Below are 17,870 nucleotides of genomic sequence, written 5' to 3'. Positions count from 1 at the left end.
CCTCCGGCTTGCAGCTTTCAAGCCTGCATACCAGGGCCGGCTCCGGTTTGCCATGTGAAAGGGAGCTGCTTGTTCTTGGGGGCGCCGGCATTGGGAGTTGACACGTGGGGTGGCCTTGTGCAGGAACATGGAACATATGCCCGAAGTAATCCACTTCGGCCAAAGCTCCGGGAGGGCACTGGCATGCAGCAGTATCGCGTGGAAACGGACAGCCTGGGCGAAGTACAAGTCCCTGCCGACAAGCTTTGGGGAGCCCAGACCCAGCGGTCCTTGGAGCATTTCAGCATAGGGACGGATTTGATCCCCAGGGAGATGATCGAGGCCTATGCCTTTCTTAAGAAGGGCTCGGCCCTGGCCAACCACGCCCTGGGAAGGCTCGCTACCGACAAGAAGGACATGATCACCGCCGTGTGCGATGAAATACTGGACCACCGCCATGACGAGATGTTCCCGCTGCACGTCTGGATGACCGGCAGTGGGACCCAGTTCAACATGAACGTGAACGAGGTCGTGGCCAACCGCTGTTCCCAGCTGGCAGGGAAGCCCTTGGGCAGCAAGGTCCCGGTGCATCCCAACGACCACGTGAACATGTCCCAGTCCTCCAACGACACGTTCCCCGCGGCCATGTACATGGCTGCGGCCATCGGTACCGACAGGGACCTCATTCCCGCGGTGAAGAACCTCCGTGAGGGTTTGAACGCCAAGGCCGAAGCCTGGGCGGACATCGTGAAAATCGGGCGCACCCATCTGCAGGACGCAACCCCGCTCACCCTGGGCCAGGAGTTTTCCGGCTATGTGACCATGCTCGACGAGGCCGCCCAGCGCCTTGGAGAGGCCCTTACCGGCGTGTGCAGGCTGGCATTGGGCGGCACGGCTGTGGGTACAGGCATCAACGCTCCTCCGGGATTCGACACCGAGGCGGCCGAACAGATAGCCAAACTGACAGGCCTCCCCTTCGTGACCGCCCCCAACAAGTTCGCGGTTCAGGGGGCGCACGACGCTCTGGTGCAGCTTTCAGGAACGATAAAAACTCTGGCCGTGGCACTGTACAAGATCGCCAACGACATCCGGCTCCTGGCCTGTGGCCCCAGAGCCGGGTTCGCCGAGCTCATACTTCCGGCCAACGAGCCTGGCTCGTCCATCATGCCGGGCAAGGTCAATCCCACCCAGTGCGAGGCCATGGCCATGGCCGCAGCCCAGGTGATGGCCAACGACGTGGCAGTGGCCCTGGGCGGGGCCGGGGGCTATCTGGAAATGAATGTGTACAAACCGCTCATGATCCACAATACCATGCAATCCGTGCGTATCCTCACGGACTGCATGAACAACTTCCGCAGATTCCTGGTGGAAGGCATGGAGCCGGACAAGAGGCGCATTGCCACGTTCGTGGAGCGCTCCCTGATGCTGGTCACGGCATTAAGCCCGGTCATCGGGTACGACAAGGCATCGCAGATAGCCCACCACGCCATGGAGCACGATCTTACCCTGCGGGAGGCGGCCCTGGAACTCGGCTTCGTGGATGCTGACGAGTTCGACAAGGTGGTGGTTCCGGCCAAGATGGTCCGACCGTACGTTGCGGATTCGAAATAAACGTATCTTGTCCTCGTATCTGTAAGCCAAAGACGGCTGCCGCCCTTTCTGGGAGGCAGCCGTCTTTGGCTTATTCAATACTTCCGGGGAGGCGATCAATAGGGCTGGCAGTGGTGCTTGATGGAGACGCCCTTGACCACGAAGATGGCGGACTCGGCGATGTTGGTGGAGAGATCCCCTACCCGCTCCATGGACCTGGCCACCATCACCGTCCGTATGGCGAGGTCCAGGCTGGTGGTGGCGCATTCCAAAGACTCCGGCTCCATACAGGCCTTGAGAACCCGCATGTTCAAATCATCCGCAGCGGAATCAGCGGCGCAGACCTGGCGTGCCAATTCAGGGTCCTGGTCCCGGAAAGCCCGTACGGCCATGCGGTACATTGCCACCACCTGCTCGCCCAAAGACGTAAGGTCCGCATTGGCTGGGCCAGGCAGGGTTTGCGAAAGGAGCATCGCCTGTTCGGCGATGTTCACGGCCTCGTCGCCAATCCGCTCAAGATCCACCACCATGCGCATGCAGGAAACGATGAACCGCAGGTCCATGGCCACGGGCTGGTCCAGGGCCAGAAGCCTGAGCGAGAGGTTGTCCACCTCGCACTCCATGGCGTTAATTTCCTGGTCGGAGTCGATGACCTGCCTGGCCAAAGCCGCATCGCGCTGGACAATCGCGGCCAGGGCTTTGTCCAGGGCCCGGTCCGTGTAGGCCGCCATCTGGAGCACCTTGACCTTGAGCTGCTCCAATTCCTTCTGAAAACGGGGGTCCATGAGGCCTCCTAGCCGAAGCGGCCAGTGATGTAGTCTTCGGTTTGCTTGTTGGCCGGACGGGTGAAGATGGTCTCCGTCTGGTCCATTTCGATAAGCGAGCCCATGTAGAAGAAGGCGGTGACGTCCGAAACGCGGGCCGCCTGCTGCATGGAGTGGGTGACGATAATGATGGTCAGGTGCTGCTTGAGCTCGTGGATGAGCTCCTCGATTTTCTGGGTGGCGATGGGGTCGAGCGCCGAAGCCGGTTCGTCCATGAGCAGGATTTCCGGTTCAACAGCCAGGGCGCGCGCGATGCACAGACGCTGCTGCTGTCCGCCGGAGAGGCCCAGGGCGTTGGTGTGAAGACGGTCTTTGACCTCGGACCACAGCGCGGACTGCTTGAGGCTTCTTTCCACCTGGCGGGCGATGAAGGCGTTGTCCGAGATACCGTTCACGCGGAGCCCGTAGGCTACATTTTCGAAGATCGTTTTTGGGAAAGGGTTGGGTTTCTGGAAGACCATGCCCACGCGGCGGCGGAGTTCCACAACGTCGATGCCTTCCCCGTAGATATCCTGGCCGTCCAGTGTCAGTTCGCCTTCCACCCGGGCGATGTCGATCAAATCGTTCATGCGGTTCAGGCAGCGCAGGTAGGTGGACTTGCCGCAGCCCGAGGGACCTATGAGAGCCGTGACCTGGTTGGTCATGATGTCCATGGAGACCGAATGGAGAGCCTTGAAAGCACCATAGTAGAAATCAAGGTTCCTGGCGGACATTTTAACTTGGGGTGTCATGCGTGAATCCTTGTGGACAAAACGAAATTACGAGCCCTCGGGGAGGCTGAAACAGAAGGCCGCTCCGGTTTCATGATCGCGGGCCTGTTCGACCCATATCCTGCCACCGTGGCGCTCAACGATGTGTTTGGAAATGGCCAGCCCGAGCCCGGTGCCGCCCTCGCCCTTCACGCGCGGCCTGTCCAGCCGGTAGAAGCGCTCGAACACACGCTGGCGTTCCGCTTCGGGCACTCCCGGCCCCATGTCTCGCACGCAGAAGGTGACGCCTGTATTGCCGGCTTGATGAGAAATCGTGACGGTTGAACCTTCCGGACCATACTTGATGGCGTTCTCAAGAAGGTTGCGAAACACCTGGGTCAACTGGCCTGCGTCGGCCATTACTTCGGGGCCGTCGTCAGGGAGCAGGCTGACCACCTCCACGTCGCGTTCCTTTGCCAAGGTGGCGCACTCGCGCAGGGCCGCCCTGAAACTGTCCGATGCCTTCACGCGGGATTTACTGGGAGGCTGCCGGTCGTTTTCGATCCTGGCCAGCCCCAGGAGTTCTTCCACCATCCGGGACATGTGATTGGCGTTTTTTACGATCACGTCCAGGAATCGACGCTCTTGGCCTTCGCGGAATTTCTTTTCCCCGAGCAGGGTTTCAGCATAGCCCTTGATGGAGGTCAGGGGGGTGCGGAGTTCATGGGAAACGTTGGCCACAAAATCCCGGCGCACCTTGTCCAAACGCCTGAACTCCGTGAGATCGTGAAAGACGAGGACGGCCCCTAGCCCTGCCTGGCGCTGGCTGGGCCGAACGAGGCTCACGTCGAAATAGCGGTCCTGCCCGGGCTCGATCTGCAAGGAGACTACAGCCGGGCGGGTGGCGTCCTGCCAGTTGAGGACCATTTCCGCCGCAGTCTGAAGCTCCGGACAGGGAACGGCTTCGATGGGCAGCCTGCCCACGGTTCTGGCGGCCTGTGGGAAGGTATCCTCAAGGGCCTTGTTGATGAGCATGATGCGGCCGTCTTCGCCAAGGACCATGAGGCCTTCGCGCATGCCGCCAAGCACGGTTTCAATACGCTGTTTCTCGGCCTCAAGAATGGTGATCTGTCCTTCGATGCCGCTGGCCATGGCGTTGACGCTCTGTGCCAGCTCCTCAAGAGCCAGGCCGGATTCCGGCCAGATCCTGCGGCCGTAGTCTCCGTCCCCGACCGCCTTGATAACCGAGGCGCACTGACGGATGAAACGGGCGTGACGTCTGGTCAGCAGGTAGCTAAACAGCGCGGCGCACGTCACGGCCGTCCCGGCGGCCAGGGTGATGCCGGCCCCGTCCAAGGGAACGCTCAACAATACAAGCATTCCCAGGCCCGCGGCCAGCAGATGGGAGGCAAAAATGCGCAGCCCGAAATCCACCATGCTGTCGGCTCCTACTCTTTGAAACGGTACCCAACACCGCGCACGGTCTCTATGAGGGCGGAATGGTCACCGAGCTTCTGGCGCAGCCGGCGCACATGTGTGTCCACCGTGCGGGCATAGCCCTCGAACTCGTAGCCCCAGACGGTATTGAGAAGTTGGTCGCGGGTGTGAACGCGGCCCTGGCTCTTAAAGAGTTCCGCGAGGAGCTTGAACTCGGTGGCGGTGAGCGGGATCTCCTCGCCCTGGGCCTCGGCGCGGTGGGCATCCAGGTCGACGCTCAGGCCGTCCCTGCGCATCACCTGCTTGGGCGCCGCCTCCGGGCTCAACCGCTTGAGCACCGCCCGGGCCCTTAAGATGAGCTCCCTGGGACTAAAGGGCTTTACCACATAGTCGTCTGCGCCCAATTCCAACCCGACGATGCGATCCACTTCCTCGCCCCTTGCGGTCAGCATGATCACCGGGACCTGGGCGGTCTTAGGGTCGCGCTTGATGGCCTTGCACACCTCGAAACCGTCCGCCCCTGGAAGCATGATGTCCAAAAGTACCAGGTCCGGCTGCTGGCGGCGCAGCTTGTTCAGTGCTTCCAACCCGTCGCGGGCCACACTGACCTCGAATCCGGCGTTCTGAAAGTTGTATTCCAGCAGAGCGAGTATGTCTTCGTCGTCTTCGACAATGAGTACGCTTTCCTTGGTCATGGCGTATCCTCCGGATGGGTGCCAATGATCACGGCTTGGTGACGGCGCCATGGTGACAATGTTACGATCTGGTGACATTTCCAGGGGTAAAGGGCAAGGGCGGCCTGAGAGGTTTATGTTACAGTGGCGAGTAGGCGGATGTAACAATATGGCGCGGTATGACCGCAGCCAAGCACTGCGTGTTCGCGCTTATCCGCACATTGCGGTGTGCAGCCGGACCGCCTGCAGGCAGAAGGCCTCAATCCTGGCTTCGATGAGCTGGGGAAAGGGATTGCCGTCAGTTTCCACGGTCAGAAACGGCAGTTTTCCGTGCGCGTCGGGGATAAAGCGGCGAACTCTCTCCGGGTACAGCCGTGCCAGAGTGTCCGTGCGGAAGTCCTTAGCGAGAATCGCCTCCGCCAGGCGGGTGGGCATGCAGCCGAAGGGCCCGATGGCGATTATTCCGCAGGCAGGATTAAGTATCTCGTGAAAGGCGGCCCCAACAGTGAGTATGGCCTCACCGGTAAGCCCCGGCGACACGAAGCTGGAGCCGGCCTGCACCACGTCTTTTATTTCAGCGGGATGTGGGCTCAAGAGTCCCGAAGGCATGAACGCGCTGCGTGCCTGATGATAGCAGCGCCGTTTGACCCACTGCTTGATGCGGGTCATGAGGTCTGGCTTGTGGGTCAACCCGGAATTCTGCAACCAGTCGGTATAAAAAATCCATTCGGAGACCGGGGAGGTGCGAACGGCGATGCCTTTGGCAGCGAGGCGTTCCACGAGTCTTTGACGAGAAATGGGGTCGTGGCGCACATAAATTTCACCAAGCAGGGCCACCTGGGGGATCTCGCATAGGGCAGCCAGAAGAGGGATGTTCGAAAGAACCCCGGATTGCTCCCGGATAACCTTCAAGGCTTTTTTCCAAGGCAGGCGCATGGCAGCATTCACCTTGTCGAACACCCTGTCCAGTTCAGCGAGCGCGTCCAAGGGGTCTTTGGCAGCAGCAAGCAGGGTGGACCGAATCTCCTCAAAAATGTCGCCGAGCACGGTTCCCCGCCATATCCCCAGGGTAACGGCATTGGAAAGACCGGCATAGCCGTTGTCAGCCCTCGCCGAAAGCACTGCCACGTCCGGGATGTTGAGCTTGCTGATAAGTCGCGAGGTGTATTCGTGGTATTGGCCGAAACGGCAGGGTCCGTTCGCACCGGGCATGAAATAGGCGGTGGTTTCGTTTGGCTCTCGTTTGGCAAGATACTCGAGCAGCGTTCCCACCGTGAGCTGCAGGGGGAGGCATTCCTTGCATGTGGAATTGGCCCTGCCGAGTTTCAGGGCCGATTCCCCGGCTGGGGGAAGGCCCACCGCGCGGATGCCGCTTGACGCTAGAGCGCTGGCAGCCAGGGCCGTTCCGTAGGGGTTCATGCTGGGCAGCGCCAAACATACCCGTTCATGGCTAAAAGGCAGCCATTCACCAGAGGACGCGGTTATGCCGGTTTGCCCGTTGCGGATCACTATCCGGGAGTGCCCGCATGTTTTCTCTCCGGGCTTTACGGCCGTGTCCCCCAGTCGCAGGTGGTTGCGGGCTATGTCTAAAAACGCCTCGATCCTGGTCTCCAGTCCGGCGTCGGCGGTGTGGCTGTCGAGCTCGAGGGTGAGGGATGGCTTGGAGCCCATTTCGTCGCGGAAATACCCGAGGAGAAACGAATCCGGGCCGCAGGAGAAGTTGGTGACGTATGTTGCGAAAAGCTTGGGGTTGGCTGCGGTGAAGCGCGAAGCAGCCATGATGGTCCTGCCCTGGGCCCAATACATTGAGAAATTGTCAGGGGTGTTGCCAAGAGGCAGGATGTCGCAGGGGATCACTAATGCCCCGCGCGTGGCCAGCTTGCCGGGAACGCCCTTGTTGGCATCCGGGGCAAAGGCGTTGTAGCTGCGCCCGAAAAGCACCACCCCGAGTCGGTCTGGACTGTCGCCTAGCTGAGAGAGGGCCTGGACGCCAAGCTTTGCGAGGTCGTCCCGGCAGAGCCTCTGCGCGCAAAGCCCAGCCTGGAATGCCCTGAGTCCGTCTTTCGCCCCAGCTCCTAATCCCCGGGCAATCGTCATGAAGGCATCCTGTGCCATAGCCAAACCTCCGGTGAAGTCGAGCGTGGGGTGCAGCAACTGGGGGCCAAGAGCGGCAAGCTCGGGAAAGGCGCTCTTGAGGTAAAAGGGCTCTCCCTGAAGAAGAACGCAGGTGCAGGAGGTTTCCTGGCCGCCGGCTGAGGGAAGCCCTCGCACGTGGGGCAAAAAGACAACGTCAGGGCGTTTGGTAAGAAGGTCGGCCATGAACCCGAGGGAGAGTTCGGCAGGATAACACAGGGCAGAGCTCCCGCGCTTGATCCCGGCCGGATCCGGACGGTCGGGCAGAACGACCTCGAAACCGAGTTCTCGAAAAAAAGTTGAGAAGAAAGGGTAGTAGGTGTTTACTAGGTACGAGCGGGAGAGCCCGACAGTGGGCCTCCCGGGCTTGGGTTGAGCATGGTCGCAAAAAATCCGGCGTTGGCGGGCCTGCACAAAGTCCAGGGTTGAGACGTCGAGCGAGGTGCCTTTGCGCAGGTTTTCGAAACGGTTGCAGATACCACCGAAAGGGTGGACTTTCCCCTCGATCTCAACCCTCGCGATGGTGCAGCCGAGGTCGCATCCGGGCTGGCCGCCTTTTCCGCCACGGCAGGAAAACGGGGCTCGCTGAGTGGCTTGACGCCTGGCAAGCTCGGGCAAATCGAATTTTCCTTCTGTCAGGATGCCCCGACGCATCCGTCGATCGACCACGAGGGCGACCCCGAGGGCGCCCATGAGACCAGGCTCGGGCGGGACCACGATGCGCCTCCCGGTGAGCATGGCCATGGCTGCGGGAACAGCCTTGTTGTAGCACACGCCGCCCTGCATGAAGACGCGCTCTCCCGTGGGGCGGTTACCTTTCACCCGGCTGACGTAGTTGAGGCAGATGGAGTGGACCAGTCCTGCCAGAATGTCGGGAAGGGACAAACCCTCTTGCGAGGCCCGCTTGATGTCCGAACCGATGAACGCAGCGCACTGGTCGTTGAAATTCGGAGTGGATGCCGCCGCTAGGGCAAGCTCTGCGATTTCTAGGGTGTCCACGCCAAGCGATTCCCTGGCGGATTCTTCCAGAAAAGAACCTGTTCCCGCGCTGCAGGCCTCGTTCATGGCCGAATCGCAGGGATGGCCTTGGCAGAGGTAGGTGTACTTGGCGTCCTGCCCGCCGATTTCGAAAATGGTATCGACATTTGGATCGTAGTGAGCGGCCGCGGCGGCATGGGCCACGATTTCGTTGATGGCCGCCGTGGCTGAGCCGTGCAGCGCGGCGATGGCCCGGCCCGACCCTGTTACCCCAAGGCCGGTTATGCGCACAGGCACGCCCAACTGACGGGCGAGGCTAAGGTATACCTGTCTCGACGCATCCACCGGGTCGCCCTCGGTGCGCAGGTATTCTCCAGCGAGCACGGCCTTGTCGCTCCGCCTTATTAAAACTCCCTTGGTGGTAGTGGAACCCACATCCAGGCCAATGAGAACCTCATCGCCAGGGTGGGCTTTCCCCCGGAGGTGGTCCTTGAAATCCACCATGCCAAGATAATCAGACAAAGGCGGCAGCAACACGAAGCTGTTTGTCTTGGCCGCGAGCAGGGATAAGCTTGCTGGAGGCGGGGCCGCATGCTCCATGGCCCAGAGGGCAGCTCCCAAGGCCTCGAACCAGGGTGCTGCGTCAGGAACGATCAACTTGCCGACATGCTCCTTAAGAAAGCGCACCAGATACGGGTTGGCAGCGCAACCTCCCGTAAGCAGAACCCTATCCCTGGGCATGCAGTGGATAAGCTCAAGACATTTCCCGGCCATCATGCGGCCAAGCCCGGCCACCACGGCCTGTTTCTGAGCACCTTTGTTCAAGGCGTGCGTGCAGTCGGACTTGCAGAACACCGAACATCGCCCGGACACGGTATACGGATCGACATCGCAATCCATGCCGCGCAGATCGTTCACTCCAAGCCCCATGCGGCCAAGTTGCTGCAAGAGGAACTCGCCGGTTCCGGAGGCGCATTTGTTTCCGGACTGGATATCGCGAATCTGGCCCGACGCGTCCAGGTGGTAGGCCATGAATGTCTCGCCACCCGCGCTTAACACCGTTGTTGCGGACTTACCGGCACCAAGAACAAACGCGGTGGCGAGTTCGACAGCTTCGGGCTCGGAAAGGGAAGCAAGACGGACGAGATCGCGGAGTTTTCTGCCGGTGGCCGCCATGGGCAGCTCGTGCCACGCCGGTATGGAGGCTAGAAGATCAAGCAGTACTTTGGACGGATTGCCACCGTGTGGGCGACTTAGTCCAAGGACGACGCGGTATGTTTCCCCAGAGCGGACCAGCCGGACCATGCCGATGGAGGAGGCACCAAGGCACAAACCCAGGGCTTCCGATTTGCGCGGGTGCATGAGGAGGGACTTGCTACAAAAGCCTGTGGTGAGTCTCTAGTCCGGCTCTTGGAGAAGGGCCTGGATTTCTTCGCGGATAACCTGGGCAGCGGCAGCGGGAACAGCCTTCTTCATCTCGGCCAAGATCTCCTGGCGCAGGGCGTCCAGGTCCTCTGTGCTGACACCAGACTGCTCTGAGGAGTTTGCTCCGGCCTGGGATTCCACAGCCGCGATGCGCGGTTCCAACTGGGCAGCCAACTCATCCACCAGGGAGGACATGTCGGCAGGCACGGCGTCCATGCGGGACTGGAGAGCGTCAATGCTCCCCTGAAGCCTGGCGGTGGCTTCCTCTATCAAAGGAGCGGCGCTTTCACCGGTGTCCTGGGGGGCAGGCAGAGCGGCCAGGATTTCCTCTTTGATGCGTCCGGCCAGAGCCTCTTCGTCCAGGGGCTTGGGGAGGTCAGCTTTCAAAGCCTCGATCTGCTCTTCCAAACTCTGCCTGAGTTCGGCGATCATGGGGGCGGGATCGACAGTATCCACCTGGGCGGGAAGCTCGGCCTTTATGCCTTCCACGGCTTCGTCCAGCATGGCCTTGAAGGAATCGGTGAGTGAACCGCTCATTCCGGCGAGCTGTTCCTCCAGAGCGTCCAGGCGGGCGTTCAAGGAGTCCATAGCCTCACTGGATGGGGCGGCCATGGCGGCGACCGCGGCTCCAGCCGCGACTGCAGCCCCAGCTTCCATAACCCCGGCTTCCATTGTAGCCGAGGCGGAGGAAGGCTTCTCCGAAGGTTCGGAGAGAAAATCGTCGGTCAGTTCCGGGAGATCCATTCCGCCAGACTGGCTCTTGTCCGCGTCGGCAAGCAATGCGTCGAGACCGTCGAGGTCGATGTCGCCACCAGGCGCCGTCGTCTCGTCAGGCAGATGCAGATCGTCCAGGCCGGGAAGGTCGGGTGAGGCCCCAGCGGGCTTGTCGCCGGGAGATTCGGCGAAGAGGTCTTCCAACTCCCGTTCGAAGCTCAGATCGACGCCGTCGCCCGCAGCGTCTTTTTTAGACGCGCCAGGTCCGTGTTCTAAGATGTCGGTCAGCTCGATGATATCTTCGGGAGAGTTGGACATTGGGGCCCTCCGAGCGGGTGCAGGACCGGGAGCGGACCGGCTAAGCCATCCGCTCCCGGGCTTGTACTACTACTGTTGCTGGGGATGACAGGCGTTGCAAGCGATAGGAGGGTTCTTGCCGCCTTCCTTAGCCTTCTTGTGGCAACCAAGGCAGCTCTTGGTGGAGTCGCCCTTGTGGAACGCCATGTAGAAGCTCTTCTCGCTGGTCTTGTCGGCCGGATCCACGTTGTCGTGGCAGCCCTTGTCCGAGCACTTGAAGCCCTTGTCGGACTTGCCGTCCCAGTTGTGGTGGCAAGCCTTGCAGTCAGCGGCCTTGTGGGGCGCGCTCGCGTGGCTGAACTTCACAGGAGCCTTGGTCATGGTAGCACCTGCAGGCGCCTTGAGGACCATGTCCTTGGGGGCCTCGACGGCCCACAGTGCGGGCAGGCAGAAAGCGCCCACCAGCGCGGCACAAACCAACATCACAAAAAATGGCTTCTTCATTCCCATCCTCCTCACCAAAAAAGTTGAATGAAAAAATTCACATAGCATCTACTTACAGAACTGGCGCCGTGTCAAGGTACGGAGGGAAAATTCACGGCTTATTGGCCCATATCGTACTTGCCGGCATATCCTCTGGGAGTGAGCATTCGAGAGCCGGCAAACCGTGTCTGACTGTTGCCGACCACCACGATGGTGAGCATGTCCGCAGCCTCCGGATCAATGTTGGCCAAGGTATTTACTTCCACCGACTGTCCGTGGCGCCAAGCCTGGCGGACCATGCCCACCGGGGTGCCTGAATCCCTGTGGGGCGCGATGATCTCGAATGCACGGGCCAGAAGCCCGGACCGCCGTTTCGAACGGGGATTGTAGAGAACCAGGACAAAGTCCGCCGATGCAGCCGCAGCGAGGCGCTTTTCAATGAGTTCCCAGGGGGTGAGCAGGTCGCTTAGGCTTATGCAGGCAAAATCGTGGGTGAGGGGAGCGCCCAAAAGCGCCGCTGCCCCTGTGAGGGCCGGAATGCCGGGGATCACACGGAAGTCCAACGTATCTTGGAGCCCACGCGCTTCCAAAAGTTCCAGGACGAGGCCAGCCATGCCGTACACGCCGGCGTCTCCGCCAGAGACCACCACGGTGTCGTCACCGGCAATGGCGGATTCAATGGCCATGGTGCAGCGTTCCACCTCGCCCATCATGCCAGTGGAGATGATCCGCTTGCCGAGAAGCAGCTCACTGGGCACCAGGTCCAGATACGTCGAATACCCTGCCACAACCTGGGCGTTGCAAAGTGCATGCGTGGCCAGGGGGGCGGTAAGCTCTGGGTCGCCGGGGCCTAGCCCAACCACGATCAACCGGCCAGGGCCAGAGCCACCGTGACGGTTTTGGTTTTTGTCTTGGCCAGAAGGAGCCTGTCCGTTCCGGCCGCCAACATGGCGGCTGCCTCGCATACGCTTTCAACTCCCATATGTTTTAAAGCCATGGGGGACGGGGTGGGGGCTATTACGGCCGCCAGCCGGTCCGATGGATAAAAGACCAGTTCGACTCCAAGCTCCCGGGCTGCCTCGGAAAGCCCAGGTTCTGACCGTTTGGCCTCGATGCTTGCCAGCGCGGCCAGACTCTTGAGAGCCACGCCTCTTTCCGAACAGGCTGCGGAGAAGGCCTGGATGATCTCCGGCGCGGGGGTTCCCTTGCGGCAGCCGATGCCAGCCACCACGACGCGGGGTCGGAGTACCAGGCATCCCGGAGGAAAGGTGTCTTTGCGCCAGGAGACGGCAACAGCCGGACAGTCCCTATCTAAAAGATGCGGCGCGCCCACCCATTCGAAGCGGTCGCAGTGTTTGGCCGGGACTGCCAGGCGTCCGTCCGGGTCGAACACCTGGACGGTTTGACCGGCCAGGAGGCCGGCGTTCACGGTCTTGACCGCGTCCAGGTTTTCGATGGCCAAGCCTGAGTCGCGGGCCAGGAGATCGAGCGAGGGAAGCCCGGCGCTATCCGTGGCCGTGGTGATGACCGCCTCTCCGCCCGTGAATGCCGCCACCCGCCGGGCCAGATCGTTGGCCCCGCCCAGGTGTCCGGACAAGAGGCTCACAGCGTGACGGCCATTCTGATCAATAACCACCACGGCCGGATCGGCCGCCTTGCCCTTGAGCAGCGGAGCCACGGCCCGCACCACAATGCCGCAGGCGGCCACGAACACGTGTCCGTCATAGGCATGGAAGACATGGGCCACTCGTCCGGGCAGGGAGTCAAATCCCGGTTCATTGGGAGCGGCCAGCTTCTTCGGCAGATGGAGGTCCGCCCCAAGTTCCTGGGCCAAAGCTCTGGCCAAGCGTATCCCTTGAGGTGTCAGGGCGTAGACCGCCGTACGCCCGGTCATGTGTTCCGCCGAGCCATGGGTCGAGCTGACATTAGAAAACGACCCGCTTGGCTGCCTCCAGGGTCAGCTCGTAGTCCGCCTCGGTGTGGGCAAAGGACGTGAACGTACACTCGTAGCCGAGCGAGGCCAGATACACGCCCTGGTCGCGCATCTGTTTGTAGAGAACGGTGTAGATTTTCCCGTTCGAGGTGCGTGCGGCGGCCATGTTGTTCACTGGTACATCAGTGAAATACATGGTGAAAGCCGAGGCCACCTTGTTGAGGACAACAGGTACGCCTTTGGAGCGGATTATGGCCGCGAACTCCTCGGCCAATTCCCCGGTACGCTTTTCCAGGGCCGCGTAGTCGCGTTTTTCCAGCTCCTGTAGGTTAGCCAGCCCGGCGGCCATGGCCACGGGGTTGCCTGAGAGCGTCCCGGCCTGGAAAACCGGACCGCAGGGCGAGAGCTTCTCCATGATGTCGCGGCGCCCGCCATAGGCTCCCACAGGAAAACCCGCGCCGATGATCTTGCCCAGGGTGGTCAGGTCGGGGCGAACGCCGTAGCGCTTCTGCGCACCGCCTATGTCCCAGCGAAATCCGGTGATGACCTCGTCGAAGATGAGCACGGCGCCGTACTCGTCGCAGATCTTACGAAGACCCTCCAGGTAACCGGGGCCAGGCAGCACCAGCCCCATGTTGCCGGGCGCGGGCTCCACGATGATGGCTGCTATGTCCTTGCCCTTCTGGCGGAAGGCGTCCTTCACCGCGTCCAGGTCGTTGTAGGGAAGAACGATGGTGTAGGCCACGGTGGCTGCCGGGACGCCGGGAGTGCCTGGGGCGGCCTGCACGGCCACTCCGGAGCCGGCCGCAGCCAGAAAGGCGTCGGCATGACCATGGTAGCAGCCGTCGAATTTGATCACATAGTCGCGCCCGGTGAATCCCCTGGCCAGGCGCAGTGCGCTCATGGTGGCTTCGGTGCCGGAATTGACCATACGCACCATTTCCACCGAAGGCATGAGGTTGGTGATCTTCTCGGCCAAGTCCACCTCGGCCGGGCAGGGGGCTCCGAAGCTTGAGCCGTTGTCCAGAGCGGCCTTGGCCGCGGCGTGGACCACTGGGTCAGCGTGGCCAAGGAGCATGGGCCCCCAGCTCATGACGTAGTCCACGTATTCGTTGCCGTCCACGTCGTAGATTTTCGAACCCTCGGCCTTGGCGATAAACAGGGGGTCGGACTCCACGGCTTTGCATGCGCGTATGGGCGAGTTCACCCCACCTGGGATGATGGTTTGTGCCTTGGCGTAGAGGGTGGAAGAACGGGACATGGAGGGTGCTCCTTTGTGGAAATTGGAAGACCCGTCCATACCCGGAGGATGACGGGGGGGCAAGTGCGGGGAAAGTCGGGCGTGGTTCGGTTACGCCAGTTCCGCCGTCTGCGCCAGGCAGACCACATAGCCGTCTGGATCCGTAATGTACCACTCGCGCATGCCGTAGAAGGCGGTTTGCAGGGGGCGTACCGTGGGTACGACGTCTTTGAGCCGCCTGTAGAGGTCGTCCAGGCCATCCACGCCCAGGTAGAGGGTGGCTGTTCCCCCGATGGGTTCGTCCTTGAACAGCGGCAGTTCGGTCGTAAGGCTGTCGCGGCGCTGCACCATCACTTCGGCCTTGTTGCTGATGAACTGCGCCCATATGAGGTCCGGCCCAGTTTGGGAGTCATGGCGCTCCTTATGGAAGTTTTGCTCCGAGTCCACGCTCCCGGCAAAAGTGAAACCGAGTTGGTCGCACCAGAAATCCGCCGAGCGGTGGATGTCTTCCACCATGAGGTTTGGGGCTAGGGACAGGATGGGCATGGGGAGTTCCTTCGAGTTCAGGAATTATGGGGGAAATACAGCGGGCGTTCCGGTTGCGCCACAGGCGCAACCGGAACGCCCGGATAGAGAAGTCGTTTCGGGGCCGGCAGGAGCTCTAAGCTTTGCTCACCAGTTCTTTCACTTTGGCAAGCGCAGCGTCGATACCGGAAGCATCGGTGCCTCCGGCCTGAGCCAGGTCCGGACGCCCTCCTCCGGAACCGCCCACCAGGGCGGATACATCTTTGATCAGGCTCTGTGCGGTGAACTTTCCATGCAGGTCCTTGCTCACGTAGAGTATGAGCGCCACCTTGCCGCCTTCACCAGCGCCAGCCAGGCAGGCCACGCCTGAAGGCAGCTTGGACCGCACGTCGTCCATGGTGTCGCGCAGCGACTTCATGGTGGCGCCTTCCACCTGTGACGCAAGCACTTTCACCCCGGCCACTTCTTCCACGGAGTCCATGAGGTCGCGGCCCTGGCCCGAGGCCAGCTTGGCTTGGAGCAGCTCCTTGTCCTTGGTCAGGGTCTTCACCTGAGCCTGCAGGGCTTTGAGCTTTTCAGCAAGTTCTCCGGGGCGGGCGCGAAGAATATCGGCCACCTCGTCCATTTCTCGCCGGGTCGCCTGGAAATGTTCGAGCATGTTCCAGCCGGTGACCGCTTCGATGCGCCGCACTCCCGCAGCAACCCCGGTCTCGGAAAGCACGGTGAATCCGCCTGCCTGTCCGGTGGCTGAAAGATGCGTACCGCCGCAGAGCTCGGCTGATACTCCTGGCACTTCCACCACGCAGACTTCGTCGCCGTACTTCTCGTCGAACAGGGCCATGGCGCCCTTGGCCTGAGCGGCTTTGATATCCATGATCTCGCGCTGGACAGAGATATCCGCCAGGATGGCCTGATTTACCTCTTCCTCGATGCGCTTGAGCTCATCCGGGGTGATCTGGGAGATGTGGGTGAAGTCGAAACGCAGACGCTCAGGGGTGACCAGTGAGCCTGCCTGCTTCACATGCTCGCCCAGTACCTTGCGCAGGGCCGCGTGCAACAGGTGTGTGGTGGTGTGGTTGCGCGCCGAAGCCTGGCGCAGCTCTTCGTTGACCATGAGCTTGGCTTCCTGGTCCAAAAGCAGCTCGCCTTCGTTCACGAACACCCGGTGGGTGGTCAGTTCCGTGCTGGGTTTCAGGGATTCCAGCACGTCGGCGGAACCCGTCATGGTCTCCACGGAGCCACGGTCACCGGCCTGGCCGCCGGACTCGCCATAAAACGGTGTTGCTGCGAACACCGCATAGCCGCCCTCTCCCTGGACCAACCGCTCGCGCGGCAAACCGTCCTCTCCTAGTAACGCTATGATGCGCGATTCCGACTTCAGCGTGTCGTACCCTATGAAACGCGACTTCACGCCTGCTTCTAGAAGTTTCTTGAACTGCCCGGCGATGTCTGACTCGCCCGAGCCCTTCCAGGCCTTCTTGGCCCTTGCTTTCTGTTCAGCCATGCACACCTTGTAGCCGTCCTCGTCCACAGTGAAGCCTTGCTTGCCAGCCACGTCCGTTATGATGTCCAACGGGAACCCGTACGTGTCGTAGAGCTTGAAAGCCGCCTCTCCAGAGATGACAGAGGAACCGGCCGTCTTCGCGGCAGCCATCTCTTCTTCGAGAATCTCCAGTCCCTTGTCCAGGGTGGCGGAGAAGCGTTCCTCCTCCTCGCGGACCACGCGGACCGTGAAGTCCATGCCTTCCACGATCTCGGGGTATTGAACGCCCATCACATCCACCACGGCTGGCACCACCCGGTTGAGGAACGGGTCCTTAAGACCCATGAGCCGCCCGAAGCGGAAGGCCCGGCGGATAAGGCGTCTGAGCACATAGCCACGCCCCTCGTTGGAAGGAAGGATGGAGTCCGCGATGAGAAACACCATGGAGCGGCTGTGGTCAGCGATGACACGCAGGGCGGTGTCGGTTTCGTCGTCAGCCTTGTACGTCACTCCGGCGAGTTCGGCCGTGGCCGCGATGATGGGTGTGAAAAGATCGGAATCGAAATTGGAGTACACACCCTGGCATACACCGGCGATGCGTTCCAGGCCCATGCCGGTGTCGATGGAGGGCCTGGGCAGGGGGACGCGCTTTCCGGGTTCGATCTGGTCGTACTGCATGAACACCAGGTTCCAAATCTCAAGGAAACGGTCGCAGTCGCACTTGCCAATGCCGCAGTCCGGGCCGCAGGTCATGTGCTCGCCCTGGTCGATGAGAATCTCGGAACAGGGGCCGCAAGGGCCGGTGTCGCCCATGGACCAGAAATTGTCCTTCTCGCCCAGCCGGAAGATGCGTTCGCTTGGAAGCCCGGAGATTTTTTTCCAGAGTTCTATGGCTTCGTCGTCGTCGCGGAATACAGTGGCGTAGAGGCGTTCCTTGGGGAGCTTCATCTCTTCGGTCAGAAACCCCCAGGCCAGGCGGATGGCCTCTTCCTTGAAGTAGTCGCCGAAGGAGAAATTGCCGAGCATCTCGAAGAACGTGTGGTGGCGCGCGGTGCGGCCAACGTTTTCCAGATCGTTGTGCTTGCCGCCGACGCGCAGGCACTTCTGCGAGGTGGCCGCCCGGGAGTAGTCACGCTTTTCCTGGCCGAGGAATACTTTCTTGAATTGCACCATTCCCGCGTTGGTGAAGAGAAGGCTCGGGTCCTCGCGCGGAACCAGGGAGGAACTTTTGACTTCGGCGTGGCCGTTGGCGACGAAATAATCCAGGAATCTGCGGCGGATTTCAGTAGCAGTGATCACACGTGTCTCCTCAAGAATTTCGAGAGGGAACTTTTTGAAAAAAGTTCCCTCTCGAGCTCTCCTTCAAAAACTTTAGCGAGCTTCGCGTCGTACACCGGCAATGCAGTATGCGACGCGAAGCCATTGCCGGGTCCAGGGGGAGAGCCTCCCCCTGGCGGGGTGCGGGC

Annotated in this window: 13 protein-coding genes; 1 reads left to right on the top strand and 12 read right to left on the bottom strand. The window is 61.2% G+C overall.

The annotated features are described in order from the left end of the window. Positions 1–183: 183 nt before the first annotated feature. A complete protein-coding gene (fumC, locus tag HY795_07765) occupies positions 184–1,590 on the top strand; it encodes a class II fumarate hydratase (GenBank protein MBI4805116.1) in 1,407 nt (468 codons plus the stop codon). 95 nt (positions 1,591–1,685) lie between these two features. Here fumC and phoU read toward each other — a convergent pair whose 3' ends face one another. The 12 genes from phoU to alaS form a co-directional block, all read right to left on the bottom strand. Further along, the gene (gene phoU, locus HY795_07760; protein MBI4805115.1) at positions 1,686–2,354 is read right to left on the bottom strand and encodes a phosphate signaling complex protein PhoU; all 669 of its coding nucleotides are present in this window, start codon (positions 2,352–2,354) and stop codon (positions 1,686–1,688) included. Positions 2,355–2,362: 8 nt separating this feature from the next. Further along, a complete protein-coding gene (locus HY795_07755) occupies positions 2,363–3,124 on the bottom strand; it encodes a phosphate ABC transporter ATP-binding protein (GenBank protein MBI4805114.1) in 762 nt (253 codons plus the stop codon). Between the two features lie 27 nt (positions 3,125–3,151). Next, positions 3,152–4,519, bottom strand: a complete 1,368-nt coding sequence (locus HY795_07750; GenBank protein MBI4805113.1) for a PAS domain-containing protein — start codon at positions 4,517–4,519, stop codon at positions 3,152–3,154. Positions 4,520–4,530: 11 nt separating this feature from the next. Next, positions 4,531–5,214, bottom strand: coding sequence for a response regulator (locus tag HY795_07745; protein MBI4805112.1), 684 nt, complete (start codon positions 5,212–5,214; stop codon positions 4,531–4,533). A gap of 189 nt (positions 5,215–5,403) precedes the next feature. After that, the gene (locus HY795_07740; GenBank protein MBI4805111.1) at positions 5,404–9,666 is read right to left on the bottom strand and encodes an activase; all 4,263 of its coding nucleotides are present in this window, start codon (positions 9,664–9,666) and stop codon (positions 5,404–5,406) included. A gap of 36 nt (positions 9,667–9,702) precedes the next feature. Continuing rightward, a complete protein-coding gene (locus tag HY795_07735; GenBank protein ID MBI4805110.1) occupies positions 9,703–10,761 on the bottom strand; it encodes an apolipoprotein A1/A4/E family protein in 1,059 nt (352 codons plus the stop codon). A 69-nt stretch (positions 10,762–10,830) separates the two neighbouring features. Then, positions 10,831–11,244 carry a cytochrome c3 family protein gene (locus tag HY795_07730; GenBank protein ID MBI4805109.1) on the bottom strand — a complete coding sequence of 138 codons (414 nt, stop codon included), beginning with the start codon at positions 11,242–11,244 and terminating at the stop codon, positions 10,831–10,833. Positions 11,245–11,342: 98 nt separating this feature from the next. After that, positions 11,343–12,188: a precorrin-3B C(17)-methyltransferase gene (cobJ, locus tag HY795_07725; protein ID MBI4805108.1), complete on the bottom strand. Its 846-nt coding sequence runs from the start codon at positions 12,186–12,188 to the stop codon at positions 11,343–11,345. Continuing rightward, complete coding sequence (locus HY795_07720) at positions 12,089–13,117, bottom strand: cobalt-precorrin 5A hydrolase (GenBank protein ID MBI4805107.1); 1,029 nt, start codon at positions 13,115–13,117, stop codon at positions 12,089–12,091. The genes cobJ and HY795_07720 overlap by 100 nt, the downstream gene beginning before the upstream one ends. Positions 13,118–13,148: 31 nt before the next feature. Further along, complete coding sequence (gene hemL, locus HY795_07715) at positions 13,149–14,417, bottom strand: glutamate-1-semialdehyde 2,1-aminomutase (protein MBI4805106.1); 1,269 nt, start codon at positions 14,415–14,417, stop codon at positions 13,149–13,151. A gap of 90 nt (positions 14,418–14,507) precedes the next feature. Further along, entirely contained in the window at positions 14,508–14,942 is a 435-nt protein-coding gene (locus HY795_07710) for a VOC family protein (GenBank protein MBI4805105.1), read from the bottom strand. Between the two features lie 115 nt (positions 14,943–15,057). Further along, positions 15,058–17,703: an alanine--tRNA ligase gene (gene alaS, locus HY795_07705; protein MBI4805104.1), complete on the bottom strand. Its 2,646-nt coding sequence runs from the start codon at positions 17,701–17,703 to the stop codon at positions 15,058–15,060. Positions 17,704–17,870: the final 167 nt, after the last annotated feature.

The sequence above is a fragment of the Desulfovibrio sp. genome, assembly GCA_016208105.1.
GTDB lineage: Bacteria > Desulfobacterota > Desulfovibrionia > Desulfovibrionales > Desulfovibrionaceae > Fundidesulfovibrio.
The sequence above is the reverse complement of the archived record's forward strand: the minus strand, read 5'-3'. Positions and strand labels throughout refer to the sequence as shown.